This window comes from Pseudomonas sp. PvP027, assembly GCF_017833005.1.
Classification (GTDB): domain Bacteria; phylum Pseudomonadota; class Gammaproteobacteria; order Pseudomonadales; family Pseudomonadaceae; genus Aquipseudomonas; species Aquipseudomonas congelans.
In genome coordinates, this window is sequence record NZ_JAFIBK010000001.1 from 4,804,311 (window position 1) to 4,825,777 (window position 21,467).

General features: G+C 61.1%; 16 protein-coding genes. 7 read left to right on the top strand and 9 right to left on the bottom strand.

Annotated elements, in window-relative coordinates; all coding sequences use genetic code 11:
- Positions 1 to 37: 37 nt before the first annotated feature.
- Together ngg and JOE33_RS20895 are read right to left on the bottom strand one after the other, a co-directional pair.
- Positions 38 to 1,786: an N-acetylglutaminylglutamine synthetase gene (ngg, locus tag JOE33_RS20890; RefSeq protein WP_032613776.1), complete on the bottom strand. Its 1,749-nt coding sequence runs from the start codon at positions 1,784 to 1,786 to the stop codon at positions 38 to 40.
- 3 nt (positions 1,787 to 1,789) lie between these two features.
- The gene (locus JOE33_RS20895; RefSeq protein ID WP_010426833.1) at positions 1,790 to 3,562 is read right to left on the bottom strand and encodes an N-acetylglutaminylglutamine amidotransferase; all 1,773 of its coding nucleotides are present in this window, start codon (positions 3,560 to 3,562) and stop codon (positions 1,790 to 1,792) included.
- A gap of 284 nt (positions 3,563 to 3,846) precedes the next feature.
- Here JOE33_RS20895 and JOE33_RS20900 point away from each other — a divergent pair, with 284 nt between their 5' ends.
- Both JOE33_RS20900 and JOE33_RS20905 read left to right on the top strand, forming a co-directional pair.
- A complete protein-coding gene (locus tag JOE33_RS20900) occupies positions 3,847 to 4,029 on the top strand; it encodes a type II toxin-antitoxin system HicA family toxin (RefSeq protein WP_003314536.1) in 183 nt (60 codons plus the stop codon).
- A 36-nt stretch (positions 4,030 to 4,065) separates the two neighbouring features.
- Positions 4,066 to 4,470 (top strand): type II toxin-antitoxin system HicB family antitoxin, encoded by a 405-nt coding sequence (locus tag JOE33_RS20905; RefSeq protein WP_025990771.1) that lies wholly within the window; start codon positions 4,066 to 4,068, stop codon positions 4,468 to 4,470.
- Between the two features lie 16 nt (positions 4,471 to 4,486).
- Here the strand turns inward: JOE33_RS20905 and JOE33_RS20910 are convergent, their stop codons facing one another.
- The 4 genes from JOE33_RS20910 to mnmC all read right to left on the bottom strand — a co-directional run bounded on the left by JOE33_RS20910 (position 4,487) and on the right by mnmC (position 10,877).
- Complete coding sequence (locus JOE33_RS20910; protein ID WP_096243145.1) at positions 4,487 to 5,566, bottom strand: lipocalin-like domain-containing protein; 1,080 nt, start codon at positions 5,564 to 5,566, stop codon at positions 4,487 to 4,489.
- Positions 5,556 to 8,036, bottom strand: a complete 2,481-nt coding sequence (locus JOE33_RS20915; protein ID WP_187625896.1) for an ABC transporter permease — start codon at positions 8,034 to 8,036, stop codon at positions 5,556 to 5,558. Before JOE33_RS20915 ends, JOE33_RS20910 begins: the two co-directional genes overlap by 11 nt.
- Entirely contained in the window at positions 8,036 to 8,704 is a 669-nt protein-coding gene (locus tag JOE33_RS20920; protein ID WP_187625897.1) for an ABC transporter ATP-binding protein, read from the bottom strand. Before JOE33_RS20920 ends, JOE33_RS20915 begins: the two co-directional genes overlap by 1 nt.
- Positions 8,705 to 8,852: 148 nt before the next feature.
- Positions 8,853 to 10,877, bottom strand: coding sequence for a bifunctional tRNA (5-methylaminomethyl-2-thiouridine)(34)-methyltransferase MnmD/FAD-dependent 5-carboxymethylaminomethyl-2-thiouridine(34) oxidoreductase MnmC (gene mnmC / locus JOE33_RS20925; RefSeq protein ID WP_187625898.1), 2,025 nt, complete (start codon positions 10,875 to 10,877; stop codon positions 8,853 to 8,855).
- 148 nt (positions 10,878 to 11,025) lie between these two features.
- Between mnmC and pap the strand changes: the two genes are divergently transcribed.
- The gene (gene pap, locus JOE33_RS20930) at positions 11,026 to 12,522 is read left to right on the top strand and encodes a polyphosphate:AMP phosphotransferase (protein ID WP_010426827.1); all 1,497 of its coding nucleotides are present in this window, start codon (positions 11,026 to 11,028) and stop codon (positions 12,520 to 12,522) included.
- 38 nt (positions 12,523 to 12,560) lie between these two features.
- Here pap and JOE33_RS20935 read toward each other — a convergent pair whose 3' ends face one another.
- Both JOE33_RS20935 and JOE33_RS20940 read right to left on the bottom strand, forming a co-directional pair.
- Positions 12,561 to 12,974 carry a YbaN family protein gene (locus tag JOE33_RS20935; protein ID WP_187625899.1) on the bottom strand — a complete coding sequence of 138 codons (414 nt, stop codon included), beginning with the start codon at positions 12,972 to 12,974 and terminating at the stop codon, positions 12,561 to 12,563.
- 10 nt (positions 12,975 to 12,984) lie between these two features.
- The gene (locus JOE33_RS20940) at positions 12,985 to 13,572 is read right to left on the bottom strand and encodes a YecA family protein (RefSeq protein WP_003314545.1); all 588 of its coding nucleotides are present in this window, start codon (positions 13,570 to 13,572) and stop codon (positions 12,985 to 12,987) included.
- A 176-nt stretch (positions 13,573 to 13,748) separates the two neighbouring features.
- On the opposite strand from JOE33_RS20940, the gene recQ reads away from it, so the two are divergent.
- The 3 genes from recQ (at position 13,749) to JOE33_RS20955 (ending at position 18,712) form a co-directional block, all read left to right on the top strand.
- Positions 13,749 to 15,878 carry a DNA helicase RecQ gene (recQ, locus tag JOE33_RS20945; protein WP_010426825.1) on the top strand — a complete coding sequence of 710 codons (2,130 nt, stop codon included), beginning with the start codon at positions 13,749 to 13,751 and terminating at the stop codon, positions 15,876 to 15,878.
- A gap of 93 nt (positions 15,879 to 15,971) precedes the next feature.
- Positions 15,972 to 16,406, top strand: a complete 435-nt coding sequence (locus tag JOE33_RS20950) for a MarR family transcriptional regulator (RefSeq protein ID WP_010426824.1) — start codon at positions 15,972 to 15,974, stop codon at positions 16,404 to 16,406.
- A gap of 95 nt (positions 16,407 to 16,501) precedes the next feature.
- Positions 16,502 to 18,712, top strand: coding sequence for a FimV/HubP family polar landmark protein (locus JOE33_RS20955; RefSeq protein ID WP_209924127.1), 2,211 nt, complete (start codon positions 16,502 to 16,504; stop codon positions 18,710 to 18,712).
- Positions 18,713 to 18,744: 32 nt separating this feature from the next.
- On the opposite strand, the gene JOE33_RS20960 is transcribed toward JOE33_RS20955, so the two are convergent.
- On the bottom strand, positions 18,745 to 19,095 hold the full coding sequence (locus JOE33_RS20960) for a topoisomerase DNA-binding C4 zinc finger domain-containing protein (protein ID WP_187625922.1): 351 nt from the start codon (positions 19,093 to 19,095) through the stop codon (positions 18,745 to 18,747).
- 258 nt (positions 19,096 to 19,353) lie between these two features.
- Here JOE33_RS20960 and JOE33_RS20965 point away from each other — a divergent pair, with 258 nt between their 5' ends.
- Positions 19,354 to 20,919, top strand: coding sequence for a PAS domain-containing methyl-accepting chemotaxis protein (locus JOE33_RS20965; protein WP_187625901.1), 1,566 nt, complete (start codon positions 19,354 to 19,356; stop codon positions 20,917 to 20,919).
- The last annotated feature ends 548 nt before the right edge of the window (positions 20,920 to 21,467 follow it).

Here is a 21,467-nt window from a genome sequence, read left to right on the forward strand (position 1 = left end):
CGGATGCGCCGTTTGCAGCCCGTGTCCGCAGCTGCGATCAGATATGCACAGGCAGGCTGTGCGGAAACAACAGATCGACGAAACGTTCGGCGGTGGGTTGTGGTTCGTGATTGGCAAGACCTACGCGCTCATTGGCTTCAATGAATACGTAGTCAGGCTGATCGGCGGCCGGCACCATCAGGTCCAGGCCGACGACCGGGATGTCCAGCGCCCGCGCGGCACGCACCGCTGCGTCGCTGAGCACCGGGTGCAGAATGGCCGTGACATCCTCCAGGCAGCCGCCGGTATGCAGGTTGGCAGCACGACGCACGGCCAGGCGCTGATCCATCGGCAAAATATCAGCGTAGTCAAAACCGGCCTCGCGCACGGTGCGCTCCGTTTCCTGATCCATCGGAATACGGCTTTCGCCGTCCGTTGCCGCAGCGCGGCGTCGGCTCTGAGCTTCGATCAACTGTTTGATGGTGTGGCGACCATCACCAATGATTTCGGCCGGACGACGTATCGCAGCCGCCACGACCTGAAAGCCGATGACCACGATGCGCAGGTCCAGACCTTCGTGAAAGCTTTCCAGGATCACGCGAGTGTCGAACTGGCGGGCCTGTTCGATGGCGCTCTGCACGTCTTCGATAGTACGCAGATCAACCGCGACGCCCTGGCCTTGTTCACCGTCCAGCGGCTTGACCACAACTTGCCCGTGCTCTTCGAGAAACGCCAGATTATCGTCCGCATTGCCCGCCCGTTGCTGTGCGGGCAAGTGCAGACCGGCAGCCTTCAAGGCGCGGTGGGTCAGGCTTTTGTCCTGACACAGGGTCATGCTCACCGCACTGGTCAGATCGCTCAACGACTCGCGGCAGCGGATGCGACGACCGCCGTAGCTGAGAGTAAACAGCCCGGCATCCGCATCATCCACCTGCACGTCAATGCCGCGTCGATGGGCTTCCTCGACAATGATCCTCGCGTACGGATTGAAGTCCGCTTGTGGGCCAGGGCCGAGAAACAATGATTCGTTGATGCCGTTCTTGCGCTTGATGGCGAAGGTCGGCAGGTTGCGGAAATTCAACTTGGCATACAGCGCCTTGGCCTGATCGTTGTCATGCAGCACCGACAGGTCGAGGTAGCTCAGGCCGCGACTCATGAAATGCTCGATCAGGTGCCGGACCAGCACTTCGCCCACACCCGGTCGAGTGCATTGCGGGTCGACCGCCAGGCACCAAAGGCTGCTGCCTTTTTCAGGGTCGTTGAAGGCCTTCTGATGATTGAGCCCCATGACGCTGCCGATGATCGTGTTGCTGCCCTCGTCCTCGGCCACCCAATACACCGGGCCACCTTCGTGGCGTGGGGTCAGCAGCTCATGGTCGATGGGCAACATGCCGCGCGCCAGATACAGGTTATTGATGGCCTGCCAGTCGTTTTCATTGTGCGCGCGACGGATACGGTAGCCGCGAAACACACGATGCGCCGGGCGGTAATCGCTGAACCACAGACGCAGCGTGTCCGACGGGTCAAGAAACAACTGCTGCGGCGATTGCGCCAGGACCTGTTGCGGGGCTGCCACATAAAGGGCGATGTCGCGCTCGCCAGGCTTTTCGTTGAGCAGGTCCTGAGCCAGCGCGGCCGGATCAGGGTAGGTGTGACCGATCAGCAAGCGTCCCCAGCCACAGTGCAGGGCCAGAGGGTCTGCATCTATCTGGCTGCCGTCTTCAGCGAGTCGTGCCTGCAGACGTTCGTAAGAGGGCGACTGGCCGCGCAACAGGCGCTGGCTATAAGTCGTCGCGTTCTGTTTCATCAATCACAGTCCTTGTTCGCTGAGCCACAGGTTCAGCGCTGCCAGTTGCCACAGCTTGGAGCCGCGCAATGGCGTGAGCTGGCCCTCGGGGTTGGTCAGCAACTTGTCGACCATGGCAGGGTTGAACAGGCCGCGGTCCTGACTGGAGTCGGTCAGCAGTTCACGCACCCAGTTAAGCGTGTCGCCCTGCAAGTGTTTAAGGCCAGGCACCGGGAAGTAGCCTTTTTTGCGGTCAATCACTTCCGAAGGAATGACCATGCGTGCGGCTTCTTTCAGCACCTGTTTGCCACCGTCGGGCAGCTTGAATTTACCCGGGATGCGAGCCGACAGTTCGACCAGGCGATAGTCAAGGAACGGCGTGCGCGCTTCCAGGCCCCAGGCCATGGTCATGTTGTCGACGCGCTTGACCGGGTCATCGACCAGCATCACGGTGCTGTCCAGGCGCAAGGCCTTGTCAACCGCAGCGCTGGCGCCTGGCTGGGCAAAGTGATCACGAACGAAATCACCGGCGGCGTCATTGGCAGTGCGCCATTTCGGCTGCACAGTCTCGGCATATTCCGCGTAACTGCGGTCAACGAATGCATCACGGTAGGCCGCAACCGGATCGCTAGCGCCGTCGACTTGCGGGTACCAGTGGTAACCGGCGAACAGTTCATCAGCACCCTGGCCGCTCTGTACCACCTTGCAGTGCTTGGATACTTCACGCGACAGCAGGTAGAAGGCGATGCAGTCGTGGCTGACCATCGGTTCGCTCATGGCTCGGAATGCCGCAGGCAACTGCTCGATGATCTCGCTTTCCTGAATACGCAGCTGGTGATGGCGCGTGCCGTAATGCTTGGCGATCAGATCGGAGTACTGAAATTCGTCGCCGCGCTCGCCTCCAGCATCCTGGAAACCGATAGAGAAGGTCGACAGGTCCTCGACGCCTACTTCACGCAACAGGCCCACCAGCATGCTCGAGTCGACGCCGCCGGAAAGCAGCACACCGACGTCCACCGCAGCACGCTGACGGATCGCTACCGCTTCACGCGTGCTGTCCAGTACGCGGTCGCGCCAGTCTTCGAGGGTGAGGTTTTTCTCGTCTTCGTGCGGGCCGTAGGGCAGCGTCCACCAGACTTTCTGCTCGACCTTGCCGCTTGCGTCGATACGCATCCAGCTGGCCGGCGGAAGTTTTTCGACGCCTGCCAGCAAGGTGCGCGGCGCAGGCACCACAGCGTGGAAGTTGAGGTAATGGTTGAGCGCCACCGGATCAAGCATCCCGCTGATGTCACCACCCTTGAGCAGGGCAGGCAGCGAGGACGCGAAGCGCAGGCGCTTGTCGGTTTTCGACAGGTACAACGGCTTGACGCCGAGGCGGTCACGGGCAATGAACAGCTGCTTGCTGTCACGTTCCCAGATGGCAAAGGCGAACATGCCATTGAGCTTGGGCAGCATGTCTGCGCCCCAGGCGTGGTAGCCCTTGAGCAACACTTCAGTGTCACCGCCGGAATGGAACTGATAGCCAAGGCTTTCCAACTCGGCACGCAATTCAGGGAAGTTGTAGATCGCACCGTTGAAGGCCATGGACAGGCCCAGGTTGCTGTCGATCATCGGCTGCGCCGAGCCATCCGACAGGTCCATGATTTTCAAACGGCGATGACCAAGGGCAACCGGCCCCTGGCTATGAAACCCCCACGCATCCGGGCCGCGAGGCGCCAGCTCATGGGTAATACGCTCAACAGCGGCTAGGTCCGCTGGTTGATGGTCAAAACGAAGTTCGCCTGCTAATCCGCACATAAGTCCTTACCGGGTTTCCGTTGGGGAGGTGACTGAGAAAGTGCAGTCACCCAGAAACTGACCCAGTGAGGGCATGGTAGTTTTAGATCAAAAAGTTATAAGCGTTTGTTTTCAGCTGGTCTGGCTGCATTGGCTGGCGGCTCTGTCGAGATGGGCGAGCACGATCTCTTCTTCGCGAAATAAGTTGTGATGGAATAAAAAAGATAACTCTGGGTGCCTTTTTTAAGTTGTTTTAACATGCGCCCAGGGTTATATTTTTTCACGTCGAATCACTGGAGGTGGGGGTGCAAAGCAGGCAATTGATAAAGGAGCTTGAAGCTGATGGATGGGTTCTTGATCGTGTTTCGGGCAGTCACCATATGTTCAAGCATCCTGAAAAACTTCAGACAGTCCCCGTGCCGCATCCCAAGAAAGACTTGCCATTCGGAACGGTGCGGGCCATCAAAAAGCTAGCCGGGCTGGTTTAGTCCAGTTTTGCCCTGACACCCTGTTGGAGAAAGAAAATGAAATACCCAATGTGCATAGAATGGGGAAACGACACCACTGCGTTTGGTATCCAGATTCCCGATATTCCCGGTGCCGTAACGGCTGGCGATACGTTCGAGGAAGCGCACGCTGCGGCGGTTGAGATTGCTCATATCATGCTGCAGGAGATAGCAGCCAGCGGTGGAACCATACCCAAGGCCGGAAACGTTGCCGAGCACGCCAGGAATCCCGATTTCGCAGGGATGGGCTGGGGAATGATCGAGATTGACGTAACGCCTTATCTCGGCAAGACGGAGAAGGTCAACGTCACACTGCCTGGTTTCGTGATCAGGCAGATCGATCGCTATGTGCGGGATCACAGCATCAAGAGCCGCTCGACCTTTCTGGCCGACGCGGCGCTGGAAAAACTGGGTCGAGCATGACTGCCAATCGCAGCGCTCAATACCCGGTCATCTCCAGATACCCCACACCTTCCTGACTCCCGCTGAACCTCACCGGCCCCTCCCAGTAGGGGATACTCACGCCCATCCAGGCGGCGGGGTTCAGCGCTTCGGTGGTGATGTCCAGGTTTCTGTCGGGGACCCTGACTCTCCAGCGGGTGGGCACTTTATGCTCGCCGATCAAGGTTTCCTTCAATGGCTCCAGACTGATTTCGTTGGCGTGCAGCATCCGGGTGGTGCCGTCGGCGCTGATCCAGTTACCGGTCAGGTAGGGGGCGCCGTTCTTGTGACGGATGCGATACAGCATCAGGCGATCACCGTCTGCCAGTTGCAGCGAAAACCAGTCCCAGCCGCTCTGGTTGGCGGTCAGTGGCTGGCTGCTCCATTCCCTGTCCAGCCAGGCGTTGCCGGTAACCTGATAGGTCTTGCCCTGTATTTCCACGCTGCCTTTGGCGTCGAAGAAGGGCTGGCTGTAATAGTACGACGCCTGCCCCGCCTCCGATTTCTGGCTGTAGCCCTGTTCGCCCTGCAGCACCAGCGGTTTGCTGGATGTCAGGCTCAGGTCGTAGCGAAAGTCCTTGCCGCTGGCCTTTAACTGCATGGCAGTCAGCGGATCAGCGCTGCGAACATTGCTGGTAAATGCCCAGTCATCAATCCACGCCGAGAAGGGGGCCAGGGTCACGTCGGCCTGACCGATACCGCCGCGTGCGTAACGCTCTGCTACATAGTGGCCGCTGCTCGACGTTGCCGCCGCATGGCCCAGCCAGATCGTGCCGTCATTCCAGCCGCTGCCGGTCTGTTGACCGGGGCGCAGGGCATTGCGAAACAACGTCCACTGCACGCCGAACTGCTGGCCTGCGTCATCCTTGAGGGTGGCGGTGATGTACCACCACTCGATACGAAAGCCGGGATGCTGGCCGTGGTCTTGCGGGAATGAAAAGACCTTGCCCGGTGTCACCTGCGCGTAACTGTCGGCGGTATTGCCCAGTCCGGCGAATCCGCTTTCAGGTTGCGGTTTGTCGTCGCAGGCAGCGAGCAGCCCCGCGAGGACCAGCGGCATTAGCCATTTACTGTTCATTGGCGAATGTCCTGAGTAGATCCGCTGGACGGCTGCGGTACAGCTTCAGCAGCGGCCAGGCCGAGGCCAGCAAAGTCGCCAGCATCGCCAGCGCCATCAATTGCAGCAGTTGCAGCGGGAACACCTGCAGCGGCAGACGCCAGCCAAAGGCTCGAACGTTGATCACTGCATCCAGGCACCAGGCCAGCAGCAGCCCGAGTGGCAGCGCGAGCACCAGTGTCAGGACCGCCAGCAGCCAGGTCTGCCCCAGGTTGAGCAGCATCAGTTGCCGTCGCGTGACGCCCAGCGCCCACAACGGGGCGAGCTGCCCGAGGCGGCTCTGGCTTTGAGTCAGCAGGCTGATGAACAGCGCCACGCCAGCGACGCCCAGTGTCAGGCTGTTGAGTGCGGCAGTGGCGGCAAACGTACGTTCAAAAACCTGGCTCGACCAACCCTTGAGCTGGCTCTGATCGATGATGTGATTATCGTCCAGCTTGAAACGCGCTTGCAGCCGGGTGACCAGCGACGGGATTGCCGCCTGATCGACCCTCAGGTTGAAACGCACCGGCACCGATTGCGGCCAGTGAGCGAGCAGGTGCCGGGAGTTGACCAGCAAATGGCCCTTGGGATTGCCATAGTCGGCGTAGATCCCGACGATGCGCGGGGTCCACTTGCCATTGGGTACGGGGATGTTCAGCGTGTCTTGCAGCCCCAGTTGGAGGCGGCGTGCCAATTGTTCGCTGAGCATCACCGTGTCTTCATCGCGCAAAACATTCCACGGATCACCGGCGACCGATTCCAGCAACGCCCAGTGCTGGCGATAGGTGCTGTGATCGATCACGCCAAACAGGTCCGCAGGCCAGCCCTGGACTTGCACCGGCACCTGCCAGTTGGGCAGCACGGCGCCGACATCCTGTTGCTGGCTCAGCCAGGTGTTCAGCGGCGCTGCCTGCTCCGGGTTCTGCGGGCTGACATACAGTTCGGCGGTCAGACGTTGCTCCAGCCAACTGTTGAAGGTCTGGCGAAAACCCGAGGTCATGCTGCCTGCGCCGATGTTCGCGGCCATCGCCAGCAACAGGGCCATCAGCGCCAGGCTCAGGGCGGGCAACTGCTGACGACAATCCGCCAGAAACCATTGCCCGAGCACCGAGCGGCTGCGCTTCAACAGACCGCCAAGCATGGCGTTCAGCAAAACCGGCAGGGCCAGCGCGGCACTGAGCAGCAGGGCGGACATCATCACGAACCCCAGCATCAGACTGGTGCCGAACAACAGCGCACTCACGCCAACCACCGCGCCCAGCACCGCCACCCACGCCTGACGTTGCAACCATCGCGCATGAGCTTGCTGCCATGCCTGGGCATCGGCCAGTGCCAGCAACGGCAAACGCGCAGCCCGTAACAGGCTATTGGCACCGGCCAGCAACGCACCAAGCAGACTCAGGCCGATACCGCTCAGCCACCACCAGAGACTGAGGTTCAACTGGCCTGCGACTTCCGCGCCATACAAGCCGCGCAAGCTGGCCGCGACATCCGGCAATAACAGGCTGGCCAGCAGATAACCGCTGAGCACACCAAAAATACCGCCCAACAGAGCCAGTGCGCCCAGCTCTACGCCCAGCGCAGCGATCAACAGACGTGCGCTGACGCCACAGGCACGCAGGTTGCGCAGCAGGCCGCGACGCTGTTCAAGGGCCAGGCCAATAGCGGCGTGGACAATGAACAGGCCGACGATGAAAGACAGCACCCCCAGGGCGTTCAGATTCAGGTGGAAGCTTTCGGTCAGGCGCTCCAGATTGTTTTCTTCGCCGCTTTTCTTGATCACCAGCAGGTCATTCAGATCTGCCGGTAGCGCAGGGTTCTGCCGGGCAAAATCCTTGGCCAGCAACAGTGCGGACAATTGCCCCGGCTGGCCCAGCAACGGTTGCGCAAAGCCTATGTCAGTAAGCAAAACGCCGGGCGCCATGTCGGGTTTGGCGTGCAGGGGGGGCAACGGTACGCCGGTTTCGGTCAGTGGCTGCTGGCCTTCCTTGAGCCCCAGTGCTTGCAGGGTCTGCGGCGCAACCCAGGTCATGCCCGGTGGTGTGAGGAAGTCCACGACCTGTTCGGCGTTCAGCGTCTGCCCGGCGAGTGCCGAGCCGGTCGGCAAGGTCACTGGCTCGATACCCATCAGTTGCAGGCGACGGTCTTCAAGCCCTTGAAGCACGATGCGCCCTTGCAGCATGGGCGACACGGGCCAGCCTTCGCGGCGCAGCTCGATAAACAATGCCTGCGGGAACAGCCCGCCGCTGCTGGCTGTGATACGGGTCTGTGGCTCGCCGCCAATCAACTGGCTGGCGCGCTGGTAGCTTTCCCGCGCCTGACTATTGAGCGCCTGTACACCGGTGAGCAGCGCGGTGGCCAGCCACAAGCCGGTCAGCACACTGAAAAACTGTACCGGATGACGGCGCCAATGGCTCAGCAGGGCGCGCAGCGTCCAATAGAAAACCCGCATCAGCGTTCGCCTTCGTCAGCCAGACGCCCCAGATGCAGCACCACTTTGCGCGACAGCCGCTGCGCGACGCGCGGGCTGTGGGTGACCATCAGCAGACTGGTGGGGCTGTCGGCGAGGATATCCAGCAGCAGTTGCAGCACCTCGTCACTGGTGGCTTCGTCGAGATTGCCGGTGGGTTCGTCGGCCAGCAGCAGGCCGGGTCGGGAGGCGAGGGCGCGGCCTATCGCTACACGTTGCTGCTGTCCGCCGGAGAGTTGTTCGGGATAGCGGTCCAGCAGCGCGGCCAGGCCCAGTCGCTCGATCAAGTGCGCCTGCCAGGCTGCATCAACGCGCCCGGCCAGCCGGGCCTGAAACGCCAGGTTGTCGGCTATTTTCAGGCTGCCGATCAGGTTGAACTGCTGAAACACCAGACCGATCTCGGTACGCCGCCAGTTAGCCAGATGGCTTTCGTTCATCAGGTCCAGACGCTGGCCTGCGACTTCGATGCTGCCGTCGTCGACCTGATCGAGGCCTGCCACCAGATGCAGCAAGGTGCTCTTGCCACTGCCGGACTCACCCATCAACGCCATGCTTTCGCCCTGTGCCAGATGCAGATCGACACCACGCAAGACATCCAGCGGTCCCTGTGCCGTGGTGTAGCGCTTGAATACGTTTCGCACTTGCAGCATGAGCAGCCCAATTGTTCTGACAGACGTTCAAGAGTAGCGCCTGAGCGTGCTCGTAGGAAATATCGTGCGACGCGCCGCGTCGTCATGCCGTTCAGGACGCTCTGCGTCTTCTTTTCGATCCCACGCTGGAGTGTAGGGAACGATAATCTCAACTAGCGTGCGATGCGCCACGTTTGTCCTGCTTTTCAGGCGACTTCCCGCCGCCGCGAATCAGCCCGCGCAGGGCAAAGCGGTTGGGGTGACAGGCCTCGGTCACGCTGCGTGGCAAGGGCAGTGGTTCGTTGTCGAGCCAGGCGGCGATCAGTTCGCCACACAGCGGCGCGGTGATCAGCCCGCGCGAACCGTGGCCGCTGTTGACGTACAGGCCGTCCAGCCACGGGCAGGCGATGTCCGGCACCTGACGTGCGTCCTTGCCCAGCGCGGCATAAGCCTGCATGAACGCCTCGCGGTCTGCCAGCGGTCCGACGATGGGCAGGTAATCAGGGCTGGTGCAGCGAAACGCCGCGCGCCCCTGCAATTGTTCTGGCGAAAAATCGGCGGCTTCAAGGCGCGAAGTGAGGTCTTGCGAAATCTCCCGCAACAGCACCAGATTGTCCAGGTGATCGGCGAGGTTGGGCGTCAGATCGGTACTGTTGAAATCGAAACTGGCGCCCAGCGTATGTTCGCCCAGGCGCGCCGGAGCCACATAACCTTCGGCACACACCACGCTGCGCAATGCCGCGCTGGCCTGAGTTTGCGGCAAACGGGTGATCTGCCCACGGATGCGTTTGAGCGGTAAGTCGGCACTCTGCGAAAACTGCCGGATATCAGCTGCACCGGCCAGCACCACGACCGGTGCGCTGTCGATCAACTGCTCGTTACTCCAGACCTGCCAATGATCATCGACACGTCTCAGTTCCAGTGCCTGCTGATGAGTGATCAGGCGGATATTCGCGTGCGCGGCCTGTGCGTGACACAACGCAGGCGGATGAACCCAGCCGCCCTCGGGGTAAAACAGCCCGCCACTGTTCAGCGCAATGCCGCTCTGCGCTTCTGCCGCAGGCTGGTCCATCAGGTGCAGGAGTGATTCGGGGAACGCTTCGGCCAGTTGTTTCTGGCGCAGCGCTTCCTTGTCGTCGAAGGTCAGTTGCAGCACCCCGCAAGCGTCCCAGTCGACTCCGCGCTGCAAGCGTTCAAGCAGCCTTCGCGTATGGCCGAAACCGCTGAGGATCAACTGTGACAGCGCCGTACCGTGCGCCGACAGTTTCAGGTACAGCACGCCCTGAGGATTGCCCGACGCTTCCTGCGCCGGTGCTGCATGGCGCTCCAGCAGGCTGACCTGCCAACCGCGTTGCGCCAGACTCTGTGCCGTGGCGCAGCCGGCCAGACCCGCGCCAATCACCAGCGCTTTGCGCTCGCCGCCCATCGGTGCGGGGCGGGCGAACCAGGGCTTGGCAGCAGGCGGAGGCGTCACGTCCTCTGGCCAGGCGATAAAAGTGCCGCGCAGCACTTCCCATTTGTGGCCGATGCCCGGCACGCGCTTCATCTTGAACCCTGCCGCATTCAGCGAGCGGCGCACCCAGCCGGTGCTGGTGAAGGTGCCAATTGTGGTGCTCGATGTGGACAGGCGCGCCAGTTCGGCAAACAGCTCGGGGGTCCACATTTCCGGGTTTTTCGCTGGCGCAAAACCGTCGAGAAACCAGGCGTCCATCTGCCCGTCCAGTTGCGGCAGCATCTGCAGTGCATCGCCGATCAGCAATGTAAGCGTCACACGGCCGCCAGCGAACACCAGACGCTGAAAGCCTTCATGCACAGCCACATATTGATCGAGCAATTGACCCGCGAACGGCGACAGCTCTGGCCACAATGCGAGGGCTCGCTGCAGGTCGGCGCGGCTCAACGGGTATTTCTCGACACTGACGAACTGCAGGCGTGCATTGGTGGGGGCGCACTCGTCGAACAACTGCCAGGCACAGAGGAAATTCAGCCCGGTGCCGAAGCCGGTTTCACCAATGATCAACCGGCCGCCGTCCGGCAACTCGGTGAAGCGCCGACGCAGGTCGTTCTGCACCAGAAACACATGGCGCGTTTCGTCCAGACCGGACTCGGTGGAAAAGTACACGTCGGAGAAGTCGCGGGAACGCGGGTTGCCGTGTTCGTCCCAGTCGATCTGGGCGTGGCGGGTAATGGTCATGTCGGGCTCAGCAAAGGCAGTGGCGGCATTTTAGCCGTCTGCGCACAGAAAAGTGCTATCAAGGATGTGCGGATTGACCGATGCCTGCAATCAATGGTCACAATCCCCATCAGGCGTTCTCTGAGCCAACATCAATCAGGAGCTGTGCATGTTTGAATCCGCTGAAATCGGTCATGCCATTGACGATGAGACTTACGAGGCTGCGTTGCCGCAACTGCGCGAAGCCTTGCTGGAAGCGCAGATAGACCTGCACGAGCAGGCCGGTCGCCAGATCATCGTGTTGATCAACGGCATAGAAGGCGCAGGCAAGGGCGAGACCGTCAAGTTGCTCAGCGAGTGGATGGACCCGCGCCTGATCGAGGTGCGCACCTTCGATCAGCAGACTGACGAGGAACTCGCTCACCCGCCTGCCTGGCGCTACTGGCGGCAATTGCCGGCCAAGGGCCGCATGGGTATTTTCTTCGGCAACTGGTACAGCCAGATGCTCCAGGACAGGGTTCACGGTCGCTTCAAGGACGCCGTACTCGATCAGGCCATCAGCGGCGCCGAACGACTGGAAAAGATGCTCTGCGATGAAGGCGCGCTGATCTTCAAGTTCTGGTTTCACCTGTCCAAAAAGCAGATGAAGCTGCGCCTCAAAACCCTCAAGGATGATCCGCTGCACAGCTGGCGCATCAGCCCGCTGGACTGGCAGCAATCCAAGACCTACGACAAGTTCGTGCGCTTCGGCGAACGGGTTCTGCGTCGTACCAGCCGCGAATACGCTCCCTGGCATGTGATCGAGGGGGTAGACGCCAACTACCGCAGCCTGACCGTCGGCCGCCTGTTGCTGGAGGGCATGCAGGCCGCGCTGAACAAGGGCGAGCCCGAGACCGCTGCGCTGACTGTCGGGCCGCTGGCGATTCACAGCAACGAGCTGACCCTGCTCGACAGCCTCGACCTGAGCCTGAACCTGAGCAAGGACGACTATCAGCAGCAGTTGATTACCGAGCAGGCGCGGCTGTCCGGCAACATGCGCGACAAGCGCATGAAAGGCCATGCGCTGCTGGCGGTGTTCGAAGGCAACGATGCAGCAGGCAAGGGCGGTGCGATCCGACGTGTTGCGGCGGCGCTGGACCCGCGTCAATACGCCATCGTACCGATCGCCGCGCCGACCCAGGACGAGCGCGCGCAACCGTATCTGTGGCGTTTCTGGCGGCAGATACCGGCGCGCGGCAAATTCACCATCTTTGATCGTTCGTGGTACGGCCGCGTGCTGGTCGAGCGGGTAGAGGGTTTTTGCAGCGAGTCGGACTGGAAGCGCGCCTACTCGGAAATCAATGACTTCGAAGAGCAGCTCACCGAAGCGGGCGTTGTGGTGGTCAAGTTCTGGCTGGCCATCGATCAGCAGACTCAGCTGGAGCGCTTCAAGGCGCGCGAAAAGATCCCGTTCAAGCGTTACAAGATCACCGAAGACGACTGGCGCAATCGCAAGAAGTGGCCTGACTACCGCCAGGCAGTCGGCGACATGGTGGATCGCACCAGCACCGAAATCGCGCCGTGGACATTGATCGAGGCCAACGACAAGCGCTGGGCCAGGGTCAAGGTGTTGCGCACCCTCAATGAAGCGCTGGAAGCCGCGTTCGCCAGGGACAAGAAGAAGTGACGGTCTGAGTGTTGCGGTGGCGTCGGCTTCGCTCGGCGCTACCTCGTGCGGCGGCCCGGCGGGCGTGTCTTCTGCCTGAGAATATAAATCGTCACCAGCACTGCGCTGGTGAGCATGAAGACGCGTGCCCAGGGTGAGGGCACCAGGTAACAGGACAGGCTTATGCTGAGCCACATCAGACCGAGGGCGTATACCTTGCCCTTGAGCGGGATGCCGTTGCCTTCGAGGTAATCACGAATCCACGGACCGAGTTGCGGGTGGTTGACCAACCAGTCGTAGAAGCGCGGAGAGCTGCGCGCGAAACAGGCAGCGGCCAGCAGCAGGAAAGGCGTGGTGGGCAGCACCGGCAGGAAAATACCGACCACGCCGAGTACCACGCTCAGCCAGCCAACCGCTACAAGCAGATAGCGCACCGACCGGTGACGGCTGGTGCGCGGTGAGCCTTGCGCCATAGGCGCCGACTCAGTGATGGCGGGGCTTGAGGATCGCCGGCTTTTCGTCCGGTGCCTGGCAGAGCAGGTACAGGGCGGTCAGCGCTTCGGGAATCTGCACGATCATGTCGTCCATCAGATTGGCGTCCTGGGCGATGTCGGCGAACTCCGGCTGCTCGTCGAACAGGCCCGAACCGACCATGATCGGCAGGAGCATTTCGCTGACTTCTTCTTCGGCACTTTCGAACCAGGCGTTTTCACGCAGGAACACGCCTTCCATGAAGCCGATGCACCAGCCCCGCAGGTCGGAGTCATCCGGGTCGTCGCCCAGGTCCAGATCGCAGGGCAGCTCGAACTCTTCGTCCGAGGCCAGCTGGCGGGCAATGTGTGCCTTGAGGGCAATCAGCGTCGCTTCAACTTCTGTCTGTTGCGCTTCGCTGGAGTACTGCGGCGGCTCGGAGAACAGCGCGTCGATCCACTCGCGCTCCGGCACCTCTTCGGCGCAGATGGACAAAGCGGTCAGGTAGCCATGCGCGGCCACGTAGTCCAGTGCTTCTTCGTGCAGTTCATCTGCATCGAGGAAGACTTGCAGGCGGGTTAATTGCTCAGCGAAGGACATGGAAGCGCTACCTTGAAAATAAACGATGCTGGATTCTAGGCCCTGAGCGTCCGTGGCGCCAGCGCGCAGGCCAATTGCAGTTAATTTCGACCGCTCATGTCCCAGTCATCCATTGCTCCCGAGCGCTCGGGTATACTCCCCCGTTTTGCAGTGCAGCAGGATATTCCGGGGTTTTTATGCTTGAGCAGGCACAACGCGTACTTAAAGACATCTTCGGTTATGACAGCTTTCGTGGTCGCCAGGGTGCCATTATTGAGCGTGTAGCCAGCGGTGGTGATGCGCTGGTGCTGATGCCCACCGGTGGCGGCAAATCCCTGTGTTTCCAGGTGCCGGGGCTGTTGCGTGACGGGCTGTGCGTGGTCGTGTCGCCACTCATCGCGCTGATGGATGACCAGGTTGCCACGCTGGATGAGCTGGGTGTGTCCGCCGCTGCACTCAACTCGACCCTCAGCGCCGAGCAGCAGCGCGACCTGGCCAATCGCATTCGTCTGGGCGAAGTCAAAATGCTGTACCTCGCTCCGGAGCGTCTGGTCCAGCCGCGCATGCTGTCATTCCTGCAAAACCTCAAGATCGCCCTGTTTGCCATCGACGAAGCGCACTGCGTGTCGCAATGGGGTCATGACTTCCGCCCTGAATACCTGCAACTGGGGCAACTGGCCGAGCTGTTTCCGGACGTGCCGCGCATCGCGCTGACCGCCACCGCCGACAAGCGCACCCGTGAAGAAATCGTCACGCGTCTGCACCTGCAGAACGCAGAGCGCTTTCTGTCCAGCTTCGACCGGCCCAACATCTTTTATCGCATCGTGCCCAAGGAACAGCCGCGCAAACAGCTGCTGGCTTTCCTTTCCGAGCGCCGCAGCGACGCAGGTATCGTCTACTGCCTGTCGCGCAAGAAGGTCGATGAGGTCGCTGTCTTTCTCAGTGACAACGGCTATCCGGCGCTGCCTTATCACGCCGGCCTGCCGTCCGAAACCCGGGCGGCCAACCAGAAGCGCTTTCTCAACGAGGAAGGGCTGATCATGGTCGCGACCATCGCGTTCGGCATGGGCATCGACAAGCCCAACGTGCGGTTCGTCGCGCACATGGACCTGCCCAAATCGCTCGAGGCTTATTATCAGGAAACCGGTCGGGCAGGGCGTGACGGTCTGCCCGCCGATGCCTGGATGGCCTACGGTCTGCAAGACGTGCTGATGCTCAAGCAGATGCTGCAGAACTCCGAAGGTGACGAGCGCCACAAGCGGCTGGAGCAGCACAAGCTCGATGCCATGCTCGCCCTGTGCGAAGAAACCCGTTGCCGTCGGCAGACCCTGCTGGCCTATTTCGACGAAGACATGCCCAACCCGTGCGGCCATTGCGACAACTGCGTCGATGGCGTGCAGACCTGGGATGCCACCGAACCTGCGCGTCAGGCGCTGTCGGCCATCTACCGTACCGGCCAGCGTTATGGCGTCGGTCATCTGGTCGACGTGTTGCTCGGCAAGTCCAACGACAAGGTAGAAAGCTTCGGCCATCAGCACCTGTCGGTGTTCGGGGTCGGCAAGGCGCGCACCGAGGCCGAGTGGCGCTCGCTGTTCCGCCAGCTGGTTGCGCGTGGTCTGGCGGACATCGACCTTGAAGGCTATGGCGGCCTGCGCCTCAGCGAGACGTGCCGCCCTCTGCTGCGTGGTGAAGTTTCTCTGGAACTGCGCAAGGACCTCAAGCCACAGACCACGTCGCGAAGCAGCTCCGGCAGCCCGGCCAGTCAACTGGTACGTGGCGAAGAGCGCGAGCAGTGGGAAGCCCTGCGCGCTCTGCGCCGCAAGCTGGCCGAAGAGCACGGCGTACCGCCTTACGTTATTTTCCCGGACTCGACCCTGCTGGAAATGCTGCGCAGCAAACCCGGATCGATGGCCGAGATGGCCAAGGTCAGCGGTGTCGGTGCGCGCAAGCTGGAGCGTTATGGCGAAGCCTTTCTCGAAGTGCTCAGCGGCAAGGCCGAGGCGCCACGCGTGGTCGCCGATGTGCGTCACGAGCTGATCAGCCTGGCGCGGGCGGGGATGACCCCGACGCAGATCGCCGGTCAGTTGCAGTGCTCGGAAAAGAATGTCTACACCCTGCTGGCCGAAGCCATCGGCAAGCAGCAGTTATCCATCGAGCAGGCGCTGGACTTGCCGGAAGACCTGCTGGGTGAGGTGCAGGACGCCTTTCTCGATGGCGAAGGAGAACTGCCGCCGGTGTCAGCGATTGCCGAGCAGTTTGCCGGGCGGGTGCCGGAGGGCGTCTTGTATTGCGTACGTGCAGCGCTGCAATCGGAGTTTGAGGTATAACAGCGTGCGACGGAGCGTCACCGTCCCGTGCTTGCTTGAACATAAGGACCATGCTTAGCTCGCTAATAATTAGTTTGAATCACGAGTTTCCTTATGCCATTGACTGATGAACATCGTTTCGGGATGCAACTCGGACACCTCACGCGAGGCTGGCGTGCCGAGCTGGATCGTCGGCTGGCCGATCTTGGCCTTTCTCAGGCTCGCTGGCTGGTTCTGCTGCATCTGGCGCGCTTTACCGAACCGCCCACCCAGCGCGAGCTGGCGCAGAGCGTGGGCGTAGAAGGCCCCACCCTGGCGCGTTTGCTCGACAGCCTTGAAAAACAGGGCCTGGTTCAGCGTCAGGCGGTGCTCGAGGATCGACGTGCGAAGAAGATCCTGCTCAGCGACACGGCATTGCCCCTGATCGAAAAAATTGAAAACATCGCCAATGTATTGCGTATCGAGCTGTTCGAGGGCGTGAGCGAAGAGGATTTGCGCGTCAGCATGCGCGTGCATGCGCAGATTCTGGCCAATCTGGAAAGATCCTGAGACGAAGCTGCGCATTCTCAACCATAATCGTTAAACGGATACTGACGTCCATCTGATTACGTGAGAAGCCTGCCGTGGTTTCCATAAGGGTTCGCATGCTGAAGAGTTCACTGGCTGCTGTCGAAGATGCAGGCCGCAAGGCGCGCGAGGCGTTTGGCAAGGGAGTGTTGGCGGTCTCGTTGCTGACCTGCTCTACGCTGGCATCTGCGTTGGGCCTGGGTGAAATCACCTTGCACTCGGCGCTCAACCAGCCGTTGAATGCCGAGATCCAGTTGCTGGAAACCGGCGGTCTGAGCAATGAAGACGTGGTCGCCCGACTCGCATCGCCTGAAGCATTCGCCAAGGCGGGCATAGAGCGTGTGTTCTTTCTCAACGACCTGCGCTTCACGCTGGTACTGCACGGTGACCGCGGCGTGATCCGGGTGGTTTCCAACAAGCCGGTCACCGAACCCTACCTGAGTTTTCTCGTCCAGCTGGCGCGGCCGAATGGCGATTTGCTGCACGAATACACGCTGCTGCTCGATCCTGCCACCTCTGCACAAGGCCTGGCCGCCACGCGCAGCCGCAACCAGCAGCGCTCGGCCGCCTCGTCTTCGGAAAGCCGCATGCCGGTCGCGCCACCGGCCGCCGTTCAGGGCAAACACTACACGGTGGCCAGTGGCGACACGCTGAATGGTATTGCCAGTCGCTTGCAGGGGCCGGGCAACAAGGTGTCGGCAAGCCAGCTGGCGGACGGTATTCGTTCGCTCAACCCGCAGGTCTTCGCCGCAGGTGCCGGTGCCGCGCTTAAAGTCGGTCAGGACCTGTTGCTGCCGGACGTCGCGGTACTGCCTGGCACCGCAGCGCCTGTCGCAAGCGCTGTTGCTTCGTCGCCAAAGCCTGCCGAGTTGCAGCGTACCGCCGAGCAGTTGTCGGCCGCTGCCATCGAAAACCAGCAGTTGACTCAGTCGCTCGAGGCGCTAAAGGCCCAGACTCAGGAACTGCAGGAGCAGATGAGCGGCAAGGACAAACAGATCATCGCCTTGCGCAGCGATCTGGCCTCTGCGCAGTCCGCCGCCGCGCCAGTTGCAGCTGTACCTGCAGCCCCCGCACCTGCTGCGCCTGCCGCTCCTGCCGCTCCTGCTCAGCCTCTTGCTGCATCGGGCGGCGACTCATTCCTCAGCCTGCCGATACTGCTCGCTGCCGTATTGATTGTGCTTCTGCTGGTGGCGTTTGCTTATTCGAAACGGCGTCAGCAGCGCAAGGCGTCAGCAGCACCCGCCGTCACCCCGGATGACCCGCTGATCAAGCCCGCTCAGGCAGCCATGCTTCCGGTGTTCGAAGTTCCTGCCGTGGCGCCGCAAACCCCGGTGCAGAACCCTTCGACACCGGTACCTGCCAAACCATCTCCAGCGCAACGTTCGTCCGGCACTACTCCGGATGCGCTGGATGGCGTCAGCATTTACATCGCCTACGGACGGTTCACCGAGGCGATGGGTATTCTGCGCACTGCCCTGGAAACCCAACCTGAACGCGATGACATTCGCATCCGCCTGCTGGAGTTGCTGGCGGAGCAGGGCGATGGCAGCGGTTTCGTTCGCGAAGAAAAGGCCGCGCTGGAGCATGGCGTCGACCCGCAGACTATTCAGGACATTCGCGATCGCTTTCCGCAGCTCAAGGCTGCCGAAATCGCCCCCGTGGCGGCAGTCGTCCCGGCTGTCGCGGTGGCAGCCAGCACACTGTCTTTCGAGAAATCCGAGCCCGAGCCTGCGGCCTACCTGCAGCCAGAGACCGAGCCAAAACCCTCGGCGCAGCTGGATGAAAGCGCCGCTGAGGCGCTGAATCCACAGCACGCTGACGAATTTCAGTTGAACCTGGATGACCTGTCGATGGACGCCGACTGGGATCTGGTCGATCCGTTCGACAGCCCTCCACCGCGTGCCAAGCCTGCCGCTGCGCCAGCGCCCGCTGAAGTCGACCCCGGTTTTTCTTCGGACCTGACCCAGCTGCCGGAAGTCTTCGAGCTCTCCGACGAACAGTTCCTCAGTGATTTCTCCGAGCCCGAGGTCATTGAGCCTGTTGAGGTACTTGCACCTTCCGCCGCCGACGGCTTGAGTGACGATTTCCTCGACAGTTTCATGAACGACGACGCCGATTTCGACCTGCTGGACCTGGAAGAGCCGCCGCTCAGCCAGATCAATCAAGCGCAGGTGCTGATCGAGGACGGCGATCTCGAGTCGGCCCGTGAGATCCTCCAGCAGGTGATTGACGAGTCCGACGAAGAGCATCAGCGCATGGCGCGCGAGCTGTTGGCCAACATCAGCTAAGCGCAGCGTGCAAGGGGCGACCGGTCCTGCGTTCAGCGAAAGATCGGTCGGATCCCCCGGCATTTCGGGTAGGCCACACAACCCCAGAACTCCCCGGCGTTCTTGCCGGTGCGGGCCACCTTGATCACCATGGTTTTCCGACAGTGCGGGCACGCAGGCGCCGCCGGCTTTGCCGTGGGTGTTGGCGGCGCAGGTTTGTGGGGCTTTTTGCCGGGGTTGGCGCGGCGGGTTCTGACTGGTGCTTGCGGTTCAGGCAATTGCGCTGCAGGCGTAGCGGGCTCCGGGTGTTGTTGCCGGCTCGGTGTGCCTCCCGCAACCCGGCTCAATAACCCGCGCAGTTTCTTGATAAGTGCTTGCAGCGCAGAGGTCGTGTTGTGTGCCATGGGGTTGCCTTGGGTCTGTGCCTTGGGTCGGGATGCGATCAGGTGCCGCATGGTGCAGGCATCCTCCTTGCGGCGCAAACACCTTACGCCGCTCTGATTCCTGCCGTTTCTTGAGCGACGTAATCCCCGACCGTTTTTAAAGCCCTGAGTCTTGTGGGTGATAACAGTGCATCATGACTATCGGTTGTCACTTTGAAAGGCTGTGCTACATCTTCAGCATCTGCCCGGAGTATCAGCATTATCACGGAGTGATTCCTAATGCGCGTCAACATGCCTATCACGCAGACTGAGCGGACTTTTCCGGCCTCTGAACGCCTGATCTCCACCACCGACCTTAACAGCCACATCACTTACTGCAACGACGCCTTCGTCACCCTGAGCGGTTTTACTCGCGAAGAGCTGGTCGGGCAGACGCACAACCTGGTGCGCCACCCGGACATGCCAGCCTCGGTGTTCGCGCATATGTGGGAAACCATCAAACAGGGCAAGCCGTGGATGGGGGTGGTCAAGAACCGCTCCAAGCAGGGCGATTACTATTGGGTCAGCGCTTATGTGACGGCGGTTTACGAAAACGGCCGGATCGTCGGGTACGAGTCGGTGCGCTCGCTGCCGACCCGCGATCAGGTACGTCGCGCTGAAGCGTTGTATGCGCGGTTGCGGGCTGGCAAGTCGGCAGTGTCCTCCAGCAGCTCGGCGGCCTATCACCTGATTCGCCAGTTACCGATGATCCTCTGCGCGCTTGCGCTGGCTGTGGGTGTTTACCTGCTCGACGATTTGCCGTCGATCATCATGATCCCGATTGCGATGGTTGTGCTGGGCGTTTTTCTTGAAGTGCGTCAGCGCCGTAGCATCCGCGAAACCCTTGAAGAACACCCCAAGGCCTTCACCAGTGCATTGATTGCGCTGACCTACAGCGATAATCGCGGCCCGCAGGCCCAGCTCGACCTGGCCATGCTCAGCGAAGAAGCGCGTTTGCAGACGGCCTTGACGCGTCTGGCGGATACCGGCGAGAGCGTGCGCCAGCATGCCGGCCGGTCAGCGCAATTGTCCCTGCGCCAGGCCGAGTCGCTGGATCAGCAGCGCAGTGAGGCCGATCAGTCAGCCACGGCCATCAACCAGATGGCGGCGACCATTCAGGAAGTCACCCACAACGTGCAGAACACTGCCCATGCTGCCGAAGAGGCCGACAAGCTCGCGCAACAGGGGCGTGGGCTGGCCGATGAAAGCCTGCTGGCGATTCGGCACATGGCGACCTCGGTTACCGACATTGGCAACGCCGTGGGGGAACTGGCTGACGCGACCCAATCGATCGGCAGTGTGGTCGATGTGATCACGTCCATCGCCCAGCAAACCAATCTGCTGGCGCTCAACGCGGCTATCGAAGCGGCGCGTGCCGGTGAACAGGGGCGTGGTTTTGCGGTGGTGGCCGACGAGGTACGTTCGCTGGCGTCTCGCACGCAGTCGTCGACCGAGCAGATCCAGCAAATCATCACCTCGCTGCGTGATGGCGCCGACCGTGCGGTACAGACCGCCAGCAAAGGCGAGCAGATTTCTCAGGAGAGTGTCGCCAGCGTTGAAGCCGTGCAGAAGGCGCTGGATGGCATCAGCCAGTCCGTGACCCGCATCACTGGCATGAGCCAGCAGATGGCATCGGCGTCTGAAGAGCAGAGCCATGTCGCGGAAACCATCAGCCAGCAAATCACCCGCATTGCGCAACTCTGCGACGAAAGCGCCAGTCAGGCGCAGCAAGGCTCGCAAATCAGCAGCGAGCTGGAAGAAATGGCGCACTACCTGCACAGTCTGGCAGAGCGGTTCAGCCGCTAGGCAGGCCACTCCCTGGATAGGACGCGGAGCGTCCTGAACGGCATTACCACGCGGAGCGTGGGAACGATGGTGAGCACACCACTTATCGTGCCCATCGCTCTGCGTCCTGGTGCCGTACTGGGGGGGCTTGATGGTGTGTTCACGCAAGCCCCAGCCCACCTCTATCGTGCCCATCGCTCCGCGTGGGCATGCCGTTCATGACGCTCTGCGTCATCTTTTTTCCGGGAATCTCCGAATGGACATTTGTTATTACCGGACAAGTTTCGGTGCTTTCAGGCAAGTAACGCCGTTGGTAACTGTTACTGGAAACAGTGGGTAGAGCGCGAGAAACATAAGTCGCGTGCAATTAAATGGCCACTACGCAATAATTCAACGGCATAATAAAATCCAAAATAAGCTCAATAGATTCAAGCGCCTATCAGCGATATATATGTTCTGCGATGCGTTTTCCTTATGTTTTAACCTTTGTATCAGAATTGAAATAAAACTGTTGCCAAGTTTTACACTGCGGACTATGTTCTGGAATCGCTCAATCAAGAGCCAACCAG